This window comes from Actinomadura montaniterrae, assembly GCF_008923365.1.
Classification (GTDB): Bacteria; Actinomycetota; Actinomycetes; order Streptosporangiales; family Streptosporangiaceae; genus Spirillospora; species Spirillospora montaniterrae.
The window spans coordinates 1-18,461 of the sequence record NZ_WBMR01000115.1 but is presented as its reverse complement, the minus strand read 5'-3'; the positions used below and the strand labels follow the sequence as shown (position 1 = coordinate 18,461).

Sequence of the window (18,461 nt, the reverse complement as noted above, 5' to 3'; positions counted from 1 at the left end):
GGCGGGGGGCCCCCCCCCCCCCGCGCGCGGCGGGGGGGGGGGGGGGGGCGGCCCCGCCCGGCGGGGGGGGGGGGGGGGCGCGCCCCCCCCCCCCCCCGCCGGTCCGCTAGCGGGAGGCGGCGCCCGCCTGGGCGAGCAGGCCGGCGACCGCTTCGGCGGCCTGCGGATGGTTCTCCAGGAGGCCGCGCACCTCGGCCCCGCCGGCCGCTCCCGCGGGACCGTCCCACTCCACCGGGTGGCCGAGCAGCTCGGCCACGGCGTCGCAGGTCATCGGATGCGCGGCGAGCAGGTCCGCGACCGGGCCGGACGCGGCGGGCACGGCGGACGGCGCCGGTCCCGCCGCCGACTCCCACGGCGGCGTCCACGCGTCCAGCGCCGGAAGCGACGCCGGGAACGTCCGCGCCGCCTCCCGCACCAGCGCCGGGACCAGCTCCCGCGCGTGCTCGCGCAGCGTCGCGACGAGGTTCGGCAGCCACGGCAGCAGCACCGCGTCCGGCAGCCGCCCGAACGCCTTCGACATCGCCTCCACCACCAGCGGCGCCAGCGCCGGCGCCGGGTCGAGCGCCTGCACGAACCCGCTCATGTACAGCGGGAACGACGGCACCACCAGCGGGTTCGCGAGCAGCTCGTCGCAGCGGGCGCGCAGCTCGTCCCGCGTCATCAGCCCGAGCTGCGCCTTCGCCGCCCACAGCAGCGCCACCTTCGCGGGCGCCTCCGGATGCGACTGCCGCACCGCCAGCTCCAGCTGCGCGTGGTCGCAGCCCAGCGACAGCGCCAGGCTCTCCATCCCGAACAGGAACCCCAGCATCGCCGCGACCTGCCGGACGCCGCCCGCCTCGTCCGCGAACGCCGTCGGCAGCAGCGTGCAGTAGTGCGCGTACCCCTCCACCACGAACGCCTGGCACCAGCGCGGCAGCGCCGGCTCCGACGCCCGGTAGTGCGCGAGCAGCCGCCGGATCCGCCGCACCACCTCGGGCGCCTCGTCCACGGTCCGCTCGGCGGCGAGCAGCTCCACCGCGCGGGCGCCGAGCTCGTCGGCGAACCGGCCGCCGCCCAGGTAGAGGATCGCGTCCTCGACCGCCTCCAGCGCCTTCACCGCCGACGCGTCCGGGCCCCACGCGGCGCGCCTCAGCCGCTGCTCAAGCACCTGCTCGACGCTCACGCCCTCGTAGCCAAGCTCGACCAGCGTCCGCTGGTGCCGGCCGATCGCCAGGTCCCAGCTCTCCTGGACGGGCCGGTCGCCCAGCTCCCGCGACCCCATGATCGGCCGGACGGCGCCGTCCGGCAGCAGCCGCCGCAGGATCCACAGCAGCTCCGAGCACGGCAGCAGGCCCGGTTCGGCGTGCAGGTCGAGCAGCGCCCGCTGCACGGTCCGCTTCTGCAGGTCCAGGCCGAGCGGCTGCAGCCGGTCGTGGACGTCGCGGGCCAGCGGCGGCAGCGCGTCGTACCCGACCGCGCCGATCCGATCGCCGCCGAGCAGGATCTCGCAGAGCCGCGCCACGTCCCGCCGGCCCGGCACCCGGTCCTTCTCGATGCAGGTGACGGCCGCGTCCTGGAAGTCGTACGGCGTCGGGCGCGCCCGCCCGCGCATCCCCGCCAGCAGCACCGACGTCTCGAACACCGCGATCGCGTCGGCGGTGCTGGCCAGGTAGCCGTTGCGGCGCGCCAGCCGGACGATGTCGACGCACCAGCCGAGCAGCTCCGCCTCGTCCAACCCGTCCAGGGCGGGCGGGCCGGACAGGAACCCCGACAGCCGGTCGGCGGGCCCCTCGTCCTGCGCCGCGGGCGCCTTGCCCTTCGCCGTTGGCGCCTTGCGGCCGCGCGGCGCCTTGCCCGCCTGCCCGCTGAGCCGGAACGGCTTCACGCCGCTCCGCTTGACCGCCTTTTCCCAGGTCGCGGCGGCGATCGACACCGACCCGGGCGCGAGCCCGAACTGCGCCTCGATCGCCGAATGGCTGGACGGGATCAGCCCGTACCGCCAGCGCGTCCCCGTTCGCGGCGTGATCTCGAACGGTTCCGCGTCCGACGCGAGGCCGAACTGCTCGACGCGGCTCGCCGCGTGGAACGCCCCGCACACGTACAGGCAGTCCGCCGGGTCGGCGCCGGTCGCGGCGAGGTGCTCGCGCATCCGCGTCCACATGTACCGCTCGCGGTCCTCGTCGCGGTCGCGGCGGCTCGCGTCCGGCGGGCGCAGCCGCCGGAACAGGCTGCCGATCAGCACCATGACCTGCCGGTACGTGGCGTAGTCGGCGCCCGACAGCGGCTGCTCGACGTACTGGTCCCACCACTCCGACCAGTGCCGCACCTTCCCGTGCCGCAGCAGGTGCTCCTCCAGCTCGGCGAACCCGGGCCGCAGCTCGCCGATCTCGATGCCGACCGCGTCGCCGTGCAGCGCCTCCTCCGGCTCCCCGCCGTCCCCGGACGCGGGCCCGGCGCCGGGCGCGGGGTCGTCGCGCGGCTCCCACTGGAACACGTGGTCGGTGGACCGGTCGACCAGCACGATCTCCACGCCCGGCGTGTCCAGTGCGTACGCGATCGCCTGGTACTCCGCCGACGCCTCGGTGATCGGCGCGACGACGCTCAGCGGCGCCCACGCCGCCGGGAACCCCTCGACCCGGCTCGCGAACGCCTGCAGCGCCACCGGCAGCCGGCAGTTGCGCAGCTCCGCCAGCAGCGGCGCGAGGTCCTCGCACAGCTCCAGGTAGATCACCGACGGCCGCTTGTCGCGCAGCCGCCGCGCCATCGCCAGCGCCGACGCCGGCGAGTGGTGGCACACCGGGAAGATCTCCAGCTCCTCGGCCAGCGCCCGGTCCACGTCGTCGACGATCCCGGTGAGGATCCCGGCGACCGCGTCCCCGCCGAACGCGCGGGCCGCGTCCGTCAGCTGCTCCCGCAGCGGCTCGAAGACCGTCACGACAGCGTCGAGATCGCCTGGCGGCCGCCGTCGAGGAAGCCGCGCCACGGGCCGTCGCCGTCGTCGTCGCGGCTGCGCGGCTCCACCACCCCGTGCCAGAACTTGTTGAGGATCGCCAGGTCCTCGGGGCTGCGGCGGGCCAGCGACCCGACGAGCGAGCTGCCGAGCGTCTCGGACCGCAGCGTCCGGTCACCGAAGAACTGGCTGTGCAGGATCGCGTCCTCCAGCACCCCGATCTGCTCCGCCGTCGACAGCGCCGACTCCAGCCGCTCGTCGTCGCTGGTCGCCGACGCGGCCGCCGCGCGCAGGTCGGCGAAGCTCTGCAGCAGCACGTCCAGCAGCGACGGCGGCACCTCCAGCTCGATCGCGTGCCGGCGCAGCAGCTCCGACGTCCGGAACCGGACGATCTCCGCCTCGCTCCTCTTGTTCGTCACCACCGGGATCCGGACGAAGTTGAACCGCCGCTTCAGCGCCGAGGACAGGTCGTTGACGCCCCGGTCCCGGCTGTTGGCCGTCGCGATGATCGAGAACCCGGGCTTGGCGAACACGATGTTGTCGGTGTCCAGCTCGGGGATCGAGACGTACTTCTCCGACAGGATCGAGATCAGCGCGTCCTGCACGTCGCTGGTCGAGCGGGTCAGCTCCTCGAACCGGCCGATCACGCCGCCCTCCATCGCCGTCATGATCGGCGAGGGGATCATCGACTCCCGCGACTGCCCCTTGGCGATCACCATGGAGACGTTCCAGGAGTACTTGATGTGGTCCTCGGTGGTGCCCGCGGTGCCCTGCACCACCAGCGTCGAGTTCCGGCAGATCGCCGCGGACAGCAGCTCGGCGAGCCAGCTCTTGCCGGTGCCGGGGTCGCCGATCAGCAGCAGGCCGCGGTCGGACGCGAGCGTCACGATGCTCCGCTCGACGAAGCTCCGGTCGCCGAACCACTTCTGCGGGATCTCCCGGTCCAGGCCGTCGGCGCGCTCGGACCCGAGCACGAACAGCCGCACCATCCGCGGGCTCAGCCGCCACGAGAACGGCTTCGGGCCGTCGTCGATCGACTCGAGGTAGTCCAGCTCCTCGGCGTACTTCACCTCGGCCGGGGCGCGCAGCATGTCGTCGGTCATCGCTCTCCTCATCGGTCGCCGGAGCGCGCGGAGGGGACCGCGCCGCCGGAAGGTCGTCGGGGGGCTCGCGCTCGGCGCGCGAGGTTCGTGCGTCGGCTCGCGTTCGCTACGCGAGGAAGGTCTTCAGCTCGACCACGAGCTTGCGGATGTGGCCGGAGATCACCGGGGTGCCGAGGCTCTTCAGCCGGTCGCGGAACCAGCCGTCCACCATGCCCTGCCCGGAGCCGTTCACCGATCCGACCGGGATGAGCTTCACCCCGGACCGGTGCAGCGCCTCGAAGTCGGTCATCAGCGCCCGGTTGTCGTAGAAGTCGGAGATCCACACGAGCACCGTGTCGCGCGGGTCGGTGATCTTCGGGCGGGCCAGCGCCATCGCGGCGGTCCCGTCGGTGCCGCCGCCGAGCGTGGTGCGCAGCAGCACCTCGAACGGGTCGTGTACCCAGGGCGTGAGGTCCAGCGCGCGCGTGTCGTAGGCGACCAGGTGGACGTCCACCTTCGGCAGCCCCGCGAAGATCGACGCGAGGATCGTGCAGTTCACCATCGAGTCGACCATCGACCCGGACTGGTCGACCACCACGATCATCTTCGCGGGCGTGGTGCGCTTGGCGGTGTGCTTGTAGAAGAGCCGGTCGACGTAGAGGCGCTCGTCCTCCGGGCTCCAGTTCGTGAGGTTCTTCCAGATCGTCCGCTCGAGGTCGAGGTTGCGGAACACCCGCTTCGGCGGCACGGACCGGTCGATCGTGCCCGCGCTCGACTGCTGCACCTGCGTCCGCAGCACCTCGGCGACCTCGTCGACGAACCGGCGGATCAGCGCCTTGGCGTTGGCGAGCGCGACGCCCGACAGGTTCGCCTTGTCGCGCAGGAGCTGCTCGATCAGCGACATGCTCGGCGTGAGCCGCCGGGCGAGCCGGTTGTCCGACAGCACCTCCCGCAGCTGCATCCGCCGGACGAGGTCGCCCTCGATCTCGGCGAGCACGGGGCGCAGCCCGGTGCCGGGGCCGAGCCCGCGCCCGGCGCCCCCGCTGCCCGGGCCCGTGGCGCCGGCGTCCGTGCCTTCGCCGCCGGCCTCGGCCCCGGTGCCGGTTCCGGGCGTGCCGCAGGCGCCGGCTCCGCCGTCGTCGCCGAGCGCCCGCCGCAGCCACCCCGCGTCGCGCTGCCATTCCGACAGCTGGGCAGCGGTGACGTTCCCCGGCCTGGCGGCGAACACGTTGAGCAGCAGCTTCGAGACGAGCGCGGCCCGCCGCACCTGCTCGCTCCCGTCCTCGGCGGCCGGGGGAACGCCGTCGGCGGCCGCCTCGGGGGAGGGGAGGAGGCCGTCGAAGCCGGCGGCGAGATCGGGGAAGCGCTGGACGAGGGCGTCGACGGAGACGGACGGGTCGAGGAGCGCGGCGGGCAGGCCCAGGTCGTCGACGATGGCGACGCTCGCGGCCTCCAGCGAGGCCTGCTCCTCGGGGTCGAAGAGGCGGGCGAGCAGCCGCCAGTACAGGGCCTGCCGCCGGTTCTCGTGAGCCTTCACTTCGGGTGCGGTCATTTGCGCAGCAGCCGTCCTGCCCGTTCCTGGAGGACCAGGACCGTGTCCCCGGATCTCGCCATGGCCTTCTCGACCTTCGGATCGGTGGGGCCTAGGGCCCAGTCGCCGTTGTGCGCGTCCACCTGCTTCTTCTTCACGGTGGCCTGGACGGCGAGGGGTTGCAGCGCCCACCGGCCGGCGTCCCAGCGGACGAGGCCGATGCACGCGGACGACGCGGTCACCAGGCCGGGGGTGAGGGGGCCGCACGCCGGGAGGCGGTCCATGTCGACCTCGAGGGCGTGCTCGCCGAGCCGCAGCGACGTCCCGTCGACCGTGTAGCCCTCCAGGAAGACGGGCTCGCCGATGCGGGCGGGGTGCCGGTCCAGCGGCGGGACGGCCGCGGCGACCGCGCCGGACAGGTGCAGCCGGGCCGTGGCGAACGGGTCGGCGACGAAGCCGAGACGGGCCTTGTCCTCCTGCCACAGCAGGTCGCCGCCCGCGAGCGTGAGGCCTTCGACCTGCACGGCGCGCTGCTCGGCCAGGGCCCGCAGCAGGACGGGACGGTCGGCGAGGACGCGCCACACGGCCGGGCCGACGATGGTGTCGACCTTCGCGGCGGCGGCGCTGGTGCGGACGATCCGGGGCGGCTCGTCGCCGTCCGGCTCCAGCAGCCAGTGCGCCTGGACCTGGACGGCCGTCCCGTGCTCGTGGACGTCGACGCCGAGCAGCAGCAGCCGCCCGGAGACCGTCTCGCGCGCGGGCGCGGTGCCGCCCGGCTGCGCCAGCAGCACGCCGCGCGCCCACAGGTCGGCCCAGCGGCGCACCGGGACGTCCGCCATGGTCGCGACGGGGGAGCAGGCGCGCAGTTCGGTGGCGAGGCCGTCGAGCAGGACGGCCTGGCGGCGCAGCGCGGGCTCCGCGAGCAGCGCCTCGATCGCCTGGTCGGACGCGGACACCAGGTCGTGGTCGACGCCGCGCCAGCCGGCGATGGCGAGCTCGCCGAGCCAGGACCGGCAGCCGGCGAGCAGGTTCGGCGCCGCTTCGGGGACGTCGTCGCCGGGGACCCAATCGGCGCGGGACCGTCCGAGTGCTGTGTCGAGGTGGGCGAGGAGCGCGTCGTGGACGGCGCCGAGCAGGGCGGTGCGCCCGCCGGCGAGCGCGGCCAGGTGCGCGTCGGCGACCGACCCGGCCGCGACCTTCTCCGCCGCCTCGGCGACCGGCCCGCCGAGCGGGGAGCCGCCCAGCGCGCCCGCCAGCGCGGCCAGCGCGGCGGTGCCGTCCTCGCCGAGCCGGCCGAAGCCGTGCAGGAGCGCGCCGTCGAATCCGGCGACGGCGTCGAGGGCCTCGCCGACGCCCGGCGGGGTCGCGGCGAGCAGCTCGCCCAGGTGCGTCGACAGCATCAGCCGGCCGCTCCCATCGCCGGGAACCAGTGCATCTCCGGGAGTGGCTCGGTCACGCCCGGCACCTCCAGGTAGGACAGGTGGCGCAGGAACCGGCTGAACACCCCGGCCGCCGGCGCCGCCGCCTTCGTTCCGCGCAGTGCCCCGGCGAGGTCGTCGGCCGCCTCCGCCTTCAGGTAACGCGCCACCCGCTCCAGGCCGTACTGGGTGACGGCCTCGTCGACGAGCGACCGCAGGTGCTTGCACATCGACGCGCCGCCCAGCCCGCCGCACGGCCGGTTGTTGTTGGTGCTGCAGCTGAAGTCGTGGGTGCCCGCCGCGATGGACGAGACGTACACCCGCGCGAGGTCGGACCCGCTCGACACGACCCCTTGCAGCCGGCCCTCCGCCAGCTCGACGAACGGCACCTTCGCCAGCTTGCGCGGCCGGACCGGCCGCACCACCCGCACCACGCTGCGCCGCTCCCCGCCGCCCGGCGAGGGCCCGGCGGCCCCTTCCGCGTCCAACGCATCGACCTCCACCCTCGGCGCGGACGATCATGGTCCGCGCAACGTTCCCCCGCTCGGAGCGGGCCGGCGGTGAAAGCCTTGCACCGGCCACCGACAATCCGGCTGAGCTGGCGAAGGTGCAGGTCAGCGGGTTTGGAGCAGCCAATGGCGGCCCGTCGCCCAGCCGGTGAACCGGCGCGCAGCGGGGGCCGTCCCGTCGTCGAGGCTCCCGCCCGCGAGGACGTGCCGGAGCCCCGCCAGGACCGGGTCGAGGCGGGCTCCGGTGTGCGGCGGCTGGCGGTCCAGCTCGTCCTGCATCCATGCGATCGCGGACACCTGCTCCTTGAGCCCGCACAGGGCGAGGAAGAAGACCGCCTGCCGCCACGCGTAGGCGGCGTCCTTGACCGTGCTCAGGGGACGCGGGTTGCCGTGGACCTGCCGGACGAGGCGGCAGGTGGTGCCGAACGCGCGGCGCGCGAGGTCGTCCCACCCGGGCGACGGGCTCACGCCGACGGGGTGGACGAGCGCGGCGAGGTTGTGGGTGGTGAGGATCTGCGCCTGCTCGATGACCTTGCCGTTGGCGGCGACCCACGAGCCTCCGGCCAGGTCGCCGGCGCGGTCCCGGCACAGCGCGTCGAACGCGTCGGACGTGCGCTGTCCGCCCTTCAGCGCCCGTACCGCCGCATAGTCGATGCCGTAGTACCGCTCATAGAGGGTGCCTTCGAGCACGTCCGCGCCGAGCTGCGCGGCCCGGAGGTACTTGGTGGAGAACGTGCCCATGAAGATGTCGGCCGCCAGCTCCTCCACGAACGGCACGCGCAGGCCCGCGCGCTTGGCGAGCGCGCCCAGCTCGCTCAGCAGTGGGTTGGGCAGCGCGGTGCCGGGGAAGCCCTGGAGCGCCAGCTCGCCGAGCTGGACGAGGACGGTGTGCGCCTCGCGCTCACCGGTTCCGTCCGTGCGGCGGTAGTGCCGCATCGCGCGCACCCAGGGCAGCTCCTCCATCCGCACCTGGCTCTCCAGGTTGAGCAGGAGCAGGGTGCGCCTGTTGCGGAACGCCGTGTACTGCGCCGCCATCAGGCGGCGAAGCGCGGGGTCCGGATAGGCGGACGCGGTGGTGGCGGCCACGAGCTGTGGGGTGAGCTCCGCCAGCACTTCCGCCGACGGGACGATCCCGCGCTCGATGAGCGTCGGCACCGGTGCGCGGAGCGCGCTCTTCACGATGTCGCACAGCCAGCCGGGCAGGACCGCGCCCGCCGTGACGCCCGTACGGCGCGACTCGTCCTCGGTGATGGGCGCGATGAACGGGTCGATGGACGGGACACCGGAGTTCTCGCGCGCGTCCGCGAGCCGCGCCAGGACGATCTGCGCGACCGTGTGGTGCGCGGGGCGCGCACCGTCGGCGGCCTGCCGGGCGCGGAGCGCCGCGTGCTCGGGGGAGCCGGGCAGGCCGCGCTTGGCGACCATCGAGTCGACGGCGTGCTGCAGCAGGCCCGGCACGCCCTTGCCCGCGAAAAGGCTCTCCAGGGACGACCGGAGAATGGCGAGGTTCTCCTTCGGGTTCCGGTGCTTGCCGCAGAGGGTGTGGGTCCGCGCCAGCCGCCGGTAACGCGCGAGAAGTTCCGCGCCGCGCTCGCCCCAGCCGTCGGGCAGGACCGCGAAGACCCGCCCGTCCTCGACGGTCTCGAGCCAATGCTCCAGCAGTTCGTCGGCGAACGGGTTCCACACGACGAGCGCTTCGTTCATCGCGGCGACGGCCTTGTTCTTCGGCTTCGCCTCGATGCGCTCGCGGACCTGGCCGACGGTCTGCCGGTGTACGAGCGAAGCGTCGCCCAGCGGAATTCCCGGACGGGGCGAGAAACGCAGCCGGTCGGCGAACGGGCCGATGGCCTCCAGGACCTCAAGCGCGCCCGTGCGGTCGCCCGCACGCAGAAGCCACGCGACCGCGAGCAGCGCGCCTTCCTCCGGAAGGACGACGTCGTATTCACCGCTGTCCAGCAGCGCGTAAAGCTCGTTGAGACCCTCGTCGGTCAGGTAGTGCAGGAACAGCGAGCGCCGGTCGCACGCGACGCCGGCCCGCCGTGCCGCGTCCTGCTCGTAGGGGAGCAGAGGACCGCTCGCGGCGGCCGTCCCGGTCGCGAACCCGCCCTTGACGACCTCGGGCGTCACCCATGCGGGGAGCCCCTTGACGGGCGTCCGCGACCCGATGGAAAGGGATCCGGACGCCATTCCGGAAAGGACGCGGCGCCAGCGCTCCAGGCGCTTCTCCGCCCGCTCCCGCGTCTCCGCGCTCTCGTGCGTGAGCGCGGTCGCGAAGGCCTTCGCCATCTGTCCCGCCGCGTAACCGGGATTCGCCTGCACGTCCTCGTTCATAGCCAGCGTGGCGGGTTCCGCCCCCGCGCCCTTCGGGTCTGAAGCCCGATGCTCTACTGCTGAGCTACACGCTGTCGGGCCCCAGATTAGGGACGGCCGCCATTTCGGCGCAAAGGGGTTTCCCCGCTCCGGCGCGGTCGTCGGTCATGGGGCGGCCTCGATCCTTCCGGCCAGCAGTTCGGGGAGCAGCGCGTCCCGCAGCGCGCCGAGCGCGGTGCTCTCGGCGGCGGCGGCCTCGACCCGCCCGGCGAGCGCGTCCACGAACGCGCCGAACTCGCGGGCGCGCGGCTCGCCCGGCCACGGGACCTCGCGGCGCGCCAGGTCGGGCCACTTCACCCGGGGCATGCGGGTGCCGTCGCTGAGCGCGGAGGCGTGCGCCACGACCTCGTCGCTGGACAGCGCCGCCAGCAGCCAGCCCCGATGGCGGTCGTCCACCGGCCGGACGACGTGGACGTCGGTCGAGGCGACGCCGTCGGTGAACGCCAGCCCGACCTTGTGGAAATAGGGGCGCAGTTTCCCGAAGAGCACGTCGCCCGCCCGGAACCGTTTCTTCGTGCTCAGCACGGTGGACGCGCCCGCCCATCCGGAGAGCCACATGTGCCGTTTCGCGATGTGCTCCAGCCCGATGTAGTTCTCGCCGGGGCCGATGTCCGCCGCCGGGACGCTCACCGTCACCGGACGGCCGAGCCCGTCCAGCCGGACCGAGCCGGGCGCGTCCGCGGCGAGCTCGGTGTACCGGGCCCTGACCAGGTCGTCGGCGGCGGAGGCGAGCCGCTCGTTGGCGGTGATCTTGTCGTCGAGCGCGCCGAGGATCTCCGCGACGGCGTCCTGGCCGGGACGCGGCACGTCCCGGACGGAGAGGCCGTTCAGGATCGCGTGGGTGAGCAGCGGCTGCCCCGACCCGATCCGATGGTGGTTCAGGCCGAGCCCTTTCAGCAGGTAATAGACGTACCGCGGATTCACGCCCTTCCGCGCCGTCGCGATGATGGCGTTGTCGGTGACCCAGCACCGCTCGCGCGCGTAATGGACGATGCCGCAATACGACCCCACGCGCCCGACGATCGTGCTTTCCCGCTCCGTGTTGAAACGCCCCGCCGTGCCGATGACGCCGTTGGCCCCGTACGTCGGGTAGCCGGTGCCGGGCGAGGGCCGCGCCTTGCCGTTCGTGAAGGCGACGACCTCGCCGAGCCTGATCATCTCCTCAGCCGTCCAGCCGTTCCAGCCGCGCCCGGACGACGTCGTCGAGCCGTGCCGACTCGTCCAGCCGGGCGAGCAGTTCCTTGGTGAGCCGCTCGACCCGGTCGCGCACCGGCTCGCCCGCCTCGCCCGCCGTTTCCGCCGCGCCCGCGTAACGGCCGGGCGTGAGGACGTGGTCGTTGTCGCGGATCTCGTCCAGCGGCACCGAGCGGCAGAAACCGGGCTCGTCGGCGTACGGTGCGCGTGCGCTCGGGCCGCCGCGCCAGGAATGGTACGTCCCGGCGATCCTGGCGATGTCGTCGCTGGTCAGGACCCGTTCGGTGCGGTCGAGCAGCGTCCCCGTGGAACGGGCGTCGACGAAGAGGACCTGCTTTCGCCGGTCTTCACGGCCGCCGTCCGGTCCCTTGTCCTTGGCGAAGAACCAGAGGCACGCGGGAATCGGCGTCGTGCGGAACAATTGCGGCGGCAAAGCCACCACGCAGGACACCAGATCCGCCTCGACCAGTGCGGTGCGTATCGCGCTCTCCGCCGACTGCCGGGACGACATCGAGCCGTTCGCCATCACCACTCCGGCGCCGCCGCGCGGGCCGAGTTTAACGACGATGTGCTGCATCCACGCGAAATTGGCGTTGCCCGCCGGCGGCACGCCGAACCGCCAGCGCGGATCGGCGGGATCGCGATACCAGTCCGACATGTTGAACGGCGGATTGGCCAGCACATGGTCGGCGAGGAGGCCCGGATGCGCGTCCTCGTAGAACGTGTCGGCGTGCCGGGCGGACAGGTCACCGGCGATCCCGTGGATGGCGAGGTTCATCCGGGCGAGCCGCCACGTCCGGGCGTTGGCCTCCTGCCCGTGCACCGCGATGTCGCCGCTGCGGCCCCGCCGGCTCAGCACGAACTTCTCCGCCTGGACGAACATCCCGCCCGAGCCGCAGCACGGGTCGTACACCCGCCCCTTGTACGGTTCGAGCACCTCGACCAGCAGTTTCACGACGCTCTTCGGCGTGTAGAACTCGCCGCCCCGGCGGCCTTCCGCGCGGGCGAACGTCTCCAGGAAGTACTCGTAGACCTCGCCGAGCAGGTCCCGCGCGGCCGCCTCGCCGCCCTGCCCATCGCGGCCGTCGTGCCCGTCGTGCCCGTCGCGGCCGGTGAAGCGGGCGTCGCCGATGACCGCCGCCAGGTCCGCGAGCCGCCGCTGGTCGACGTTGTCCGCGCCGAAGATCAGCGGGAGCGCGCCGTCCAGCGACGGCTCCGCCCGCATCACCGCGGCCATGGCCGCGTCGATGCGCGCGCCGATCGGCCCGGGGCCGGAGACGACGGCGGGCCAGCGCGCCGATTCCGGAACGCCGCCGAACGCCGACGAGGCGTACTTGAGGAAGACGAGCCCGAGCACGAAGTCCCGGTACTGGGAGGAGTCCATGGACCCGCGCAGCTTCGCGGCGGCCTTCCACAGGACGTCCTGCAGTTCCGCGATCCCCGTCTCCGTCACATCGGCGACTCTAGGGAGTCGGCGCCCGGCCCGCGAGCACCGGCCGGGCCGCCGCCCCGCGCGCTCGCGCCCGCCGACGGCTCGGCCGTATCCGGCCGGTCGGCGACGAAGCGCTGGTTGTCCGGGGAAAATGTGAATTCCCCTCACCGCGGCGGGTTAGGCTGAAGATCGCTCCGGAGCCGGACGAGAGGCACGAGGTGGACGACGGCTGGACGCCCCGCGAAGTCGACATGCAGGTGCCGAACGTCGCGCGCATGTACGACTACTACCTCGGTGGTAAGGACAACTACGCGGCCGACCGCGAGGCGGCCGAGAAGATCCTCGCCCGCGCGCCGTTCACGCCCGTCCTGGCCAAGCACAACCGGGCCTTCCTGCAGCGCGCCGCCCGGCACCTCGCCGCGGCGGGCGTCCGCCAGTTCCTCGACGTGGGGACGGGGCTGCCGACGCAGGGCAACGTCCACGAGGTCGTCCGGGAGCTCGTCCCGGACGCGCGGGTCGCCTACCTCGACGTCGACCCGGTCGTGGTCGCGCACGGCCGCGCCCTCACCGCCACCGACGACCGGACGATCGTCCTGGAGCACGACCTGCGGAACGTCGAGGCGATCCTCGCCGACCCGGTGCTGCGGGAGACGATCGACTTCGGCGAGCCGGTCGGGCTGATGCTGCTGGCCGTCCTGCACTGCCTGAGCGACGAGGAGGACCCGTACGGGTCCGTCGCGGCGCTGCGCGACGCGCTGCCGCCCGGCAGCCACGTCGTGATCTCGCACATCACCGGCGACGACGCGGTCACGGAGAACTCGACCGAGGTCTACGGCCACGCCAACACCGGCATGACGCACCGCAGCCGCGAGCGGCAGCTGCGCTTCTTCGACGGCTGGACGCTGCTGGAGCCCGGGCTGGTCCGGCTGGACGAATGGCGTCCCGACCCCGGCACCGGCACGATCGGCGCGGGCGGCGACTACTTCCTGTGCGGCGTCGGAGCCAAGACGTCCTGACCCGCCGCCGGGCCATTGAGGCCGGTCGCGGGGGTTTTGTCGGACGGTTGACAAGAGCGGGCCCGCCGATGCGTCCCGGCGCGCATTGGAATAAGTGTCTAATTACTCTAGGGTCGGGTGGCCGTCACCCGGACGGCACGGGGGGACGACACGAAGGGTTCACCGTCATGCACAGCAGCGCCCGCCGGGTCCTGCGCACCGTGCTGGCGTCCTGCGTGGGCGCCGCGATGACCGCGGCCGCCCTCCAGGGGACCGCCGCCGCCGCGCCGCAGGACACCGCGCCTCCCGCCCAGCCTCCAGGCCAGGACCCGTTCTACCGGCCGCCCTCGCCACTGCCCGCCGGGCAGCCCGGCGACGTCATCCGCTCCCGCCCGTCCGTCTTCACCGTCGACCCGATCGGCCACTCGCCCTACGGCGGCGTGAAGTCCTGGCAGGTGCTGTACCGGTCGCAGACCGCCACCGGCGCCCCGACCGCGGTGTCCGGCACCGTGCTCGTCCCGGACAAGCCGTGGACCGGCACCGGCAAGCGGCCCCTCGTCTCCTACGCCGTCGGGACGCGCGGGCTCGGCGACTCCTGCGCCCCGTCCTACACCCTTACCCAGGGCCTGGACTACGAGGAACTGTTCGTCATCGACGCCCTCAACCAGGGCTGGGCCGTCGCCGTCACCGACATGGAAGGCCTCGGCACCCCCGGGCAGCACACCTACGAGGTCGGCCGCTCCCAGGGCATGGCCGTGCTCAACATGGCGCGCGCCGCCGAACGCCTCCCCGACGCCGGGCTCGCCGGCGCCCCCGTCGGCGTCAAGGGCTACTCGCAGGGCGGGACGTCCGCCGGATGGGCCGCCGAACTCGCGAAGTCGTACGCGCCGGACCTCGACCTCAAGGGCGTCGCCGCCGGCGGCGTCCCCGCCGACCTGCGCGCCGTCGCCGCGAGCCTCGACGGCAGCCCGTTCGTCGCGCTCATGTTCATGGCCGCCGTCGGCTACGACGCCGCCTACCCCGAGCTGAAGCTCGACGGCTACCTCAACGACAACGGCCGCGCGCTGCTCGCCAAGGCCAAGGACATGTGCCTGGTCAGCGTCGACGGCCCGCTCACCGTCCTGCAGACCGCCTTCAAGAAGATCAGCGACTACACCACCAGCAACCCGCTGGACACCCCGCAGTGGAAGGCGCGGCTCGACGAGAACAAGCTCGGCTCCACCGCCCCGAGCGTCCCCGTCTTCCAGGCGCAGGCGCTGCTGGACGAGATCATCCCGGCGAAGCAGGCCGAGACCCTCGACCACGACTGGTGCGCCAAGGGCGCCAACGTCACCTACAAGGGCTACCCGATCGCCGAGCACGCCACCGGTCTCCTGGAAAGCGAAGGGGACATGATGAGCTTCCTCGCCGACCGCTTCGCCGGTAAGCCCGTCCAGGGCAACTGCTCCGCCGCGTAGTTCGCCGCCCGGGGGGTGGGCCGATCGACGGCCCGCCCCTCCGGCGGTTCTCAGGCCTCGCGGCGCCAGGCGTCCACGATCAGCCGCCGCACCTCCGCCTGCGTGACCGGCGCCAGCCCGCGCCGCTCCCGCTCCCGGCACACCGACGTCATCTCCACGTCCGGCATCCCGCACGGGACGGCCCACGTCCACGGCGCCGGGTCGGCGTCGACGTCCATCGAGAAGCCGTGCGCGCTCACGCCCCGCGAGATGTGCATCCCCAGCGAGACGATCTTGCGGCCCTCCGCCGTCCACACCCCGGTCAGCAGCGGGCTGCCCGGCGGGGTGTCGCGCCGCTCCGCCGCGATGCCCAGCTCACCGAGCACCCCGACCAGCAGGTTCTCGATGTCGCGCAGCAGCCCCACCACGTCCCGCGGGTCCGCGAGCTTCAGGATCGGGTACCCGACGATCTGCTCCGGCGAGTGATAGGTGAGCTTCCCGCCGCGCCGCACCTCCACCACCGGGATGCCGTGCGCCGGGTCCGGCCGCTCCTCCGGCGGCGTCCGGCGGCCCACCGTGTACGTCCGCGGATGCGACAGGATCCACAGCGTGTCGTCCGCGGTGCCGGCCTGCCGGTCCCGCACCATCTGCTCCATGGCCGCGATCGCCTCGGCGTAGTCGACGAGCTCGCTCTCGACCACTCGCAGCGGCCCGCCCTCGCGGCGCGCGCGCAACCCCGTCCGTGCCGTGCCCGGCTCGCCATGGGATGTCGTCAATGACATGGATCCTCCCCGCAGGGAGTGTATCCGGGCACCGATGTCGGCCCCGCGAGGCAGGATGGTCGCATGGATCTGGTGGAGTTTCTGCGCGCCCGCCTCGCCAAGGACGAACAGGTCGCCCGGGCCTGCTCCGGCGCGTCCTGGACGGCCGGCCCCTCCGGCGCCGTCCACCTCGACGCCGACGGCGAGCCCGCCCTCGTCGCGTCGGCCGAGACCGAGGCCTACGCCGAGCACATCGCCCGCCACCACCCGTCCCGCACCCTCCAGGAGGTCGCCGCCCGCCGCCAGATCGTCGACGACCACGAGAAACACGCCTGGATCATCGCCCAGGGCCGCGCCACCCCCGAACAGCAGGCTGCCCAAGCCGTCCGCGAGCAGACCCTCCGCCTCCTCGCGCTCGCCTACTCCCACCACCCCGACTACAACGAGGAATGGCGCGCCTAGACGGACTCCACCAGCGCCGGATGCCGCGGATCGTCCACCTTCAGGACGACGTCGGCGGCCCGCAACGGCCCCACCTCCCGCTCGTAACGGGCGAACGCCGGAAGCGTCCAGGCGAGCTGCTCCGGGGTGCGGCGCGTTAGCGCGCCCGGCGACATCGTCAGATGGACGACCAGATCGAACGGAAGACCCCGGCCCATCAGCAGCGAACCGTCCAGCAACACGACACCGCCGGGCTGCACAGCCGTGTACCGCGCGCGCGTGGCGCGGTCCAACTCGCTGTCCCACAGGCTCGGCAGCACCTTCCCCGAACCGCCCGGCTCCAGCGGCCCCAACACCTCCCGCACGAGCCCGCCCACGTCCAGCCACTGGTCGTAGTACACGTCCGGATCCTCGCGGCCGAACTCGTACCGCAACGACGCCGGCCGCAGGAAATCGCGCGCCGACACCCGCACCACGTCACGTCCCGCCGCACGCAACGGCCCCACCAGCGCGTCGGCGAGCCCCCACGGCTCCGCCGCCGGCGCCCCGTCCACCGCCACCCGCTGCCACGCCTCGCGCGGCGCCTCCGCGATCCGGCCGCACAGCTCCTCCACCGCCCGCCCGGGCGTGATCGCTCGCGCACGCATGCCTCCCATCCTGCAACACGGCGCCATGTACCGAACGTGTACCGCCGACCGCGACGATTCGCCCGTCGCCTTGGGGAGGTATTCGCCCGTTGCTTAGGGGAGGCAGATGACGGACGGCACGATGCCGCGCCGCACAGTCCTGCGAGGCCTCGCCCTCGCAGGCGCCGCCGGCCTCGCCACCGGCCTCGCCGCCGCATGCGGCCAGGGCCCCGATCTCAGCACCAAGGCGACCGGCCGGAAACCGCTGTGGAAGCACACCTTCGCCACCGCGGACAACGGTCACATCACCCCCGGCTCCGAGAACGACGACCTGTTCCCCTACTCGATGGCCGCATCCGACACCACGTTCTACGCGTCCTTCGAGGGCAAGCTCTACGCGTTCGACACCGCGGGCCGCCAACTGTGGCAATCCCCGTACGGCCACTACAACGCGTCCCCGATGTACGGGCGCACCGCACCGCTCGTCCTGGAAGGCACCCTCTACACCCTCCGCAACGAGCCCGGCGGCAAAGGCGCTCTCCAGGCGCTCGACCCGGTCAACCGCAGGCTCCGCTGGACCTTCGCCCCCGGCGGATGGCTCTCCCCGCCCGCCGCGTCCGGCGGCCACGTCGCCGTCTCCAGCACCACGCACCTCCACTGCCTCGACGCCGCGACCGGCAAAGAGCGATGGCGCGCCGGCGGCATCGGCTTCCCCGGCGGCCCAGCGATCGCCGACGGCGTCGTCTGCGCGGTCGACGCCCAGATGTACCTCGCAGGATTCGACGTCAAGACCGGCCGGACCCGCTGGCACCGCTCCGGCAGATCCGCCGGCGGCGCCGGCCTCTTCGAGCCGCACTCCTCCATCACCCCGGACGGCGGCACCGTCTACATCCACTCGATGAGCGGCCTGTGGGCGGTGTCGGCGCGCGACGGCAGGGTCCTCTGGTCCGGCACGACCGCCGGCGGCCTGACACCGGTGGTCCCGTCCGGCGTCGCCGTCTACGCCGCAGGAACCGGCGGCGTCTCCGCGATCACCGCCGGGAACGCGTCCTGGACCGTCCCCGTCCCGCACTGGACGTCCGGTGCCGACCGTCCCCTCGCCTTCGCCGACGGCGCCCTCACCTTCACAACGGACGGCCGCGTCTCCAGCGTCGACGCACACAGCGGCGCACCCCGCTGGACGGCCGCCATCAAGGACTACGCGGACGAGGACGTCCCGCTCTCCAACGCCGCCACCGCGAATCACGTCGTCTGCGTCCTCGCCAAGGACGAGGCAGTAGACGATGACGCCGGCAACAAGGACGGCCCGGTCGACCATCTCTACGCATTTCCGGCTTGATTGGACGGGGAGGCCTGTGGGGGGTGCGTTAAGGACCTCAAGGGTGCCTTAACGGCTCTTTTTAAAGGGGCGCTCGGGCGTATCGGCGAGAAGGGCGCTCGGGTGACCTTGGATACGGGATGTTCGGGTGCCTCGACGAGAGTGGTGTGCGGGTGACCTTGGATGCAGGTGTTCGGGGGAATGGCAAGAGGGGTGTTCAGGTGCCTCGACGAGTGGGGTGCTCGGAAGAGTCACAAGAGGGGTGTTCGGGTGGTGGGGTGGCGCTTGCGTACGGGGCCGCCCCTCCAAAGTCAAGGGCGCCTTCGGCGTCGCTTCGCGATGGACTTCGTCCACCCTTGACTTTGGAGCCTCTGCGGCCCCTGGGCAGGTGATGGGGGCAGGCTCCGCCTGCCCCGCCC

General features: G+C 73.3%; 14 protein-coding genes. 4 read left to right on the top strand and 10 right to left on the bottom strand.

What is annotated here, in order from left to right; genetic code table 11:
• Positions 1 to 106 precede the first annotated feature (106 nt).
• From F9B16_RS30880 to F9B16_RS30845, 8 genes are all read right to left on the bottom strand, one after another.
• Positions 107 to 2,914, bottom strand: coding sequence for a DUF5682 family protein (locus F9B16_RS30880; RefSeq protein WP_151543742.1), 2,808 nt, complete (start codon positions 2,912 to 2,914; stop codon positions 107 to 109).
• A complete protein-coding gene (locus F9B16_RS30875; protein ID WP_151543741.1) occupies positions 2,911 to 4,032 on the bottom strand; it encodes an ATP-binding protein in 1,122 nt (373 codons plus the stop codon). The genes F9B16_RS30880 and F9B16_RS30875 overlap by 4 nt, the downstream gene beginning before the upstream one ends.
• Before the next feature lie 106 nt (positions 4,033 to 4,138).
• Positions 4,139 to 5,563 (bottom strand): VWA domain-containing protein, encoded by a 1,425-nt coding sequence (locus F9B16_RS30870; protein ID WP_151543740.1) that lies wholly within the window; start codon positions 5,561 to 5,563, stop codon positions 4,139 to 4,141.
• Positions 5,560 to 6,942: a hypothetical protein gene (locus tag F9B16_RS30865; RefSeq protein WP_151543739.1), complete on the bottom strand. Its 1,383-nt coding sequence runs from the start codon at positions 6,940 to 6,942 to the stop codon at positions 5,560 to 5,562. The genes F9B16_RS30870 and F9B16_RS30865 overlap by 4 nt, the downstream gene beginning before the upstream one ends.
• The gene (locus F9B16_RS30860) at positions 6,942 to 7,448 is read right to left on the bottom strand and encodes a hypothetical protein (protein ID WP_151543738.1); all 507 of its coding nucleotides are present in this window, start codon (positions 7,446 to 7,448) and stop codon (positions 6,942 to 6,944) included. Before F9B16_RS30860 ends, F9B16_RS30865 begins: the two co-directional genes overlap by 1 nt.
• 126 nt (positions 7,449 to 7,574) lie before the next feature.
• Positions 7,575 to 9,800, bottom strand: coding sequence for a hypothetical protein (locus F9B16_RS30855; RefSeq protein ID WP_151543737.1), 2,226 nt, complete (start codon positions 9,798 to 9,800; stop codon positions 7,575 to 7,577).
• A gap of 144 nt (positions 9,801 to 9,944) precedes the next feature.
• Complete coding sequence (locus tag F9B16_RS30850; protein WP_151543736.1) at positions 9,945 to 10,997, bottom strand: restriction endonuclease subunit S; 1,053 nt, start codon at positions 10,995 to 10,997, stop codon at positions 9,945 to 9,947.
• Between the two features lie 4 nt (positions 10,998 to 11,001).
• Positions 11,002 to 12,486: a type I restriction-modification system subunit M gene (locus F9B16_RS30845; protein WP_225992079.1), complete on the bottom strand. Its 1,485-nt coding sequence runs from the start codon at positions 12,484 to 12,486 to the stop codon at positions 11,002 to 11,004.
• Between the two features lie 197 nt (positions 12,487 to 12,683).
• Here F9B16_RS30845 and F9B16_RS30840 point away from each other — a divergent pair, with 197 nt between their 5' ends.
• Positions 12,684 to 13,481 (top strand): SAM-dependent methyltransferase, encoded by a 798-nt coding sequence (locus F9B16_RS30840; RefSeq protein ID WP_225992078.1) that lies wholly within the window; start codon positions 12,684 to 12,686, stop codon positions 13,479 to 13,481.
• A gap of 167 nt (positions 13,482 to 13,648) precedes the next feature.
• Complete coding sequence (locus F9B16_RS30835) at positions 13,649 to 14,917, top strand: lipase family protein (protein ID WP_151543735.1); 1,269 nt, start codon at positions 13,649 to 13,651, stop codon at positions 14,915 to 14,917.
• Positions 14,918 to 14,967: 50 nt separating this feature from the next.
• Here F9B16_RS30835 and lipB read toward each other — a convergent pair whose 3' ends face one another.
• The gene (gene lipB / locus F9B16_RS30830; RefSeq protein WP_225992077.1) at positions 14,968 to 15,672 is read right to left on the bottom strand and encodes a lipoyl(octanoyl) transferase LipB; all 705 of its coding nucleotides are present in this window, start codon (positions 15,670 to 15,672) and stop codon (positions 14,968 to 14,970) included.
• A 69-nt stretch (positions 15,673 to 15,741) separates the two neighbouring features.
• Here lipB and F9B16_RS30825 point away from each other — a divergent pair, with 69 nt between their 5' ends.
• Positions 15,742 to 16,119, top strand: coding sequence for a DUF6221 family protein (locus F9B16_RS30825; RefSeq protein WP_151543733.1), 378 nt, complete (start codon positions 15,742 to 15,744; stop codon positions 16,117 to 16,119).
• On the opposite strand, the gene F9B16_RS30820 is transcribed toward F9B16_RS30825, so the two are convergent.
• Positions 16,116 to 16,745: a nucleoside/nucleotide kinase family protein gene (locus tag F9B16_RS30820; RefSeq protein WP_151543732.1), complete on the bottom strand. Its 630-nt coding sequence runs from the start codon at positions 16,743 to 16,745 to the stop codon at positions 16,116 to 16,118. The genes F9B16_RS30825 and F9B16_RS30820 overlap by 4 nt on opposite strands.
• Positions 16,746 to 16,851: 106 nt before the next feature.
• Between F9B16_RS30820 and F9B16_RS30815 the strand changes: the two genes are divergently transcribed.
• Positions 16,852 to 18,063, top strand: a complete 1,212-nt coding sequence (locus F9B16_RS30815) for a PQQ-binding-like beta-propeller repeat protein (protein WP_151543731.1) — start codon at positions 16,852 to 16,854, stop codon at positions 18,061 to 18,063.
• Positions 18,064 to 18,461 lie beyond the last annotated feature (398 nt).

What these genes read in the sequence shown, in the direction of transcription:
- F9B16_RS30875 (WP_151543741.1), bottom strand. Translation starts at nt 4,032, where the DNA reads ATGACCGACGACATGCTGCGCGCCCCGGCCGAGGTGAAGTACGCCGAG.
- F9B16_RS30870 (WP_151543740.1), bottom strand. Translation starts at nt 5,563, where the DNA reads ATGACCGCACCCGAAGTGAAGGCTCACGAGAACCGGCGGCAGGCCCTG.
- F9B16_RS30865 (WP_151543739.1), bottom strand. Translation starts at nt 6,942, where the DNA reads ATGCTGTCGACGCACCTGGGCGAGCTGCTCGCCGCGACCCCGCCGGGC.
- F9B16_RS30855 (WP_151543737.1), bottom strand. Translation starts at nt 9,800, where the DNA reads ATGAACGAGGACGTGCAGGCGAATCCCGGTTACGCGGCGGGACAGATG.
- F9B16_RS30850 (WP_151543736.1), bottom strand. Translation starts at nt 10,997, where the DNA reads ATGATCAGGCTCGGCGAGGTCGTCGCCTTCACGAACGGCAAGGCGCGG.
- F9B16_RS30835 (WP_151543735.1), top strand. Translation starts at nt 13,649, where the DNA reads ATGCACAGCAGCGCCCGCCGGGTCCTGCGCACCGTGCTGGCGTCCTGC.
- F9B16_RS30825 (WP_151543733.1), top strand. Translation starts at nt 15,742, where the DNA reads ATGGATCTGGTGGAGTTTCTGCGCGCCCGCCTCGCCAAGGACGAACAG.
- F9B16_RS30820 (WP_151543732.1), bottom strand. Translation starts at nt 16,745, where the DNA reads ATGCGTGCGCGAGCGATCACGCCCGGGCGGGCGGTGGAGGAGCTGTGC.
- F9B16_RS30815 (WP_151543731.1), top strand. Translation starts at nt 16,852, where the DNA reads ATGACGGACGGCACGATGCCGCGCCGCACAGTCCTGCGAGGCCTCGCC.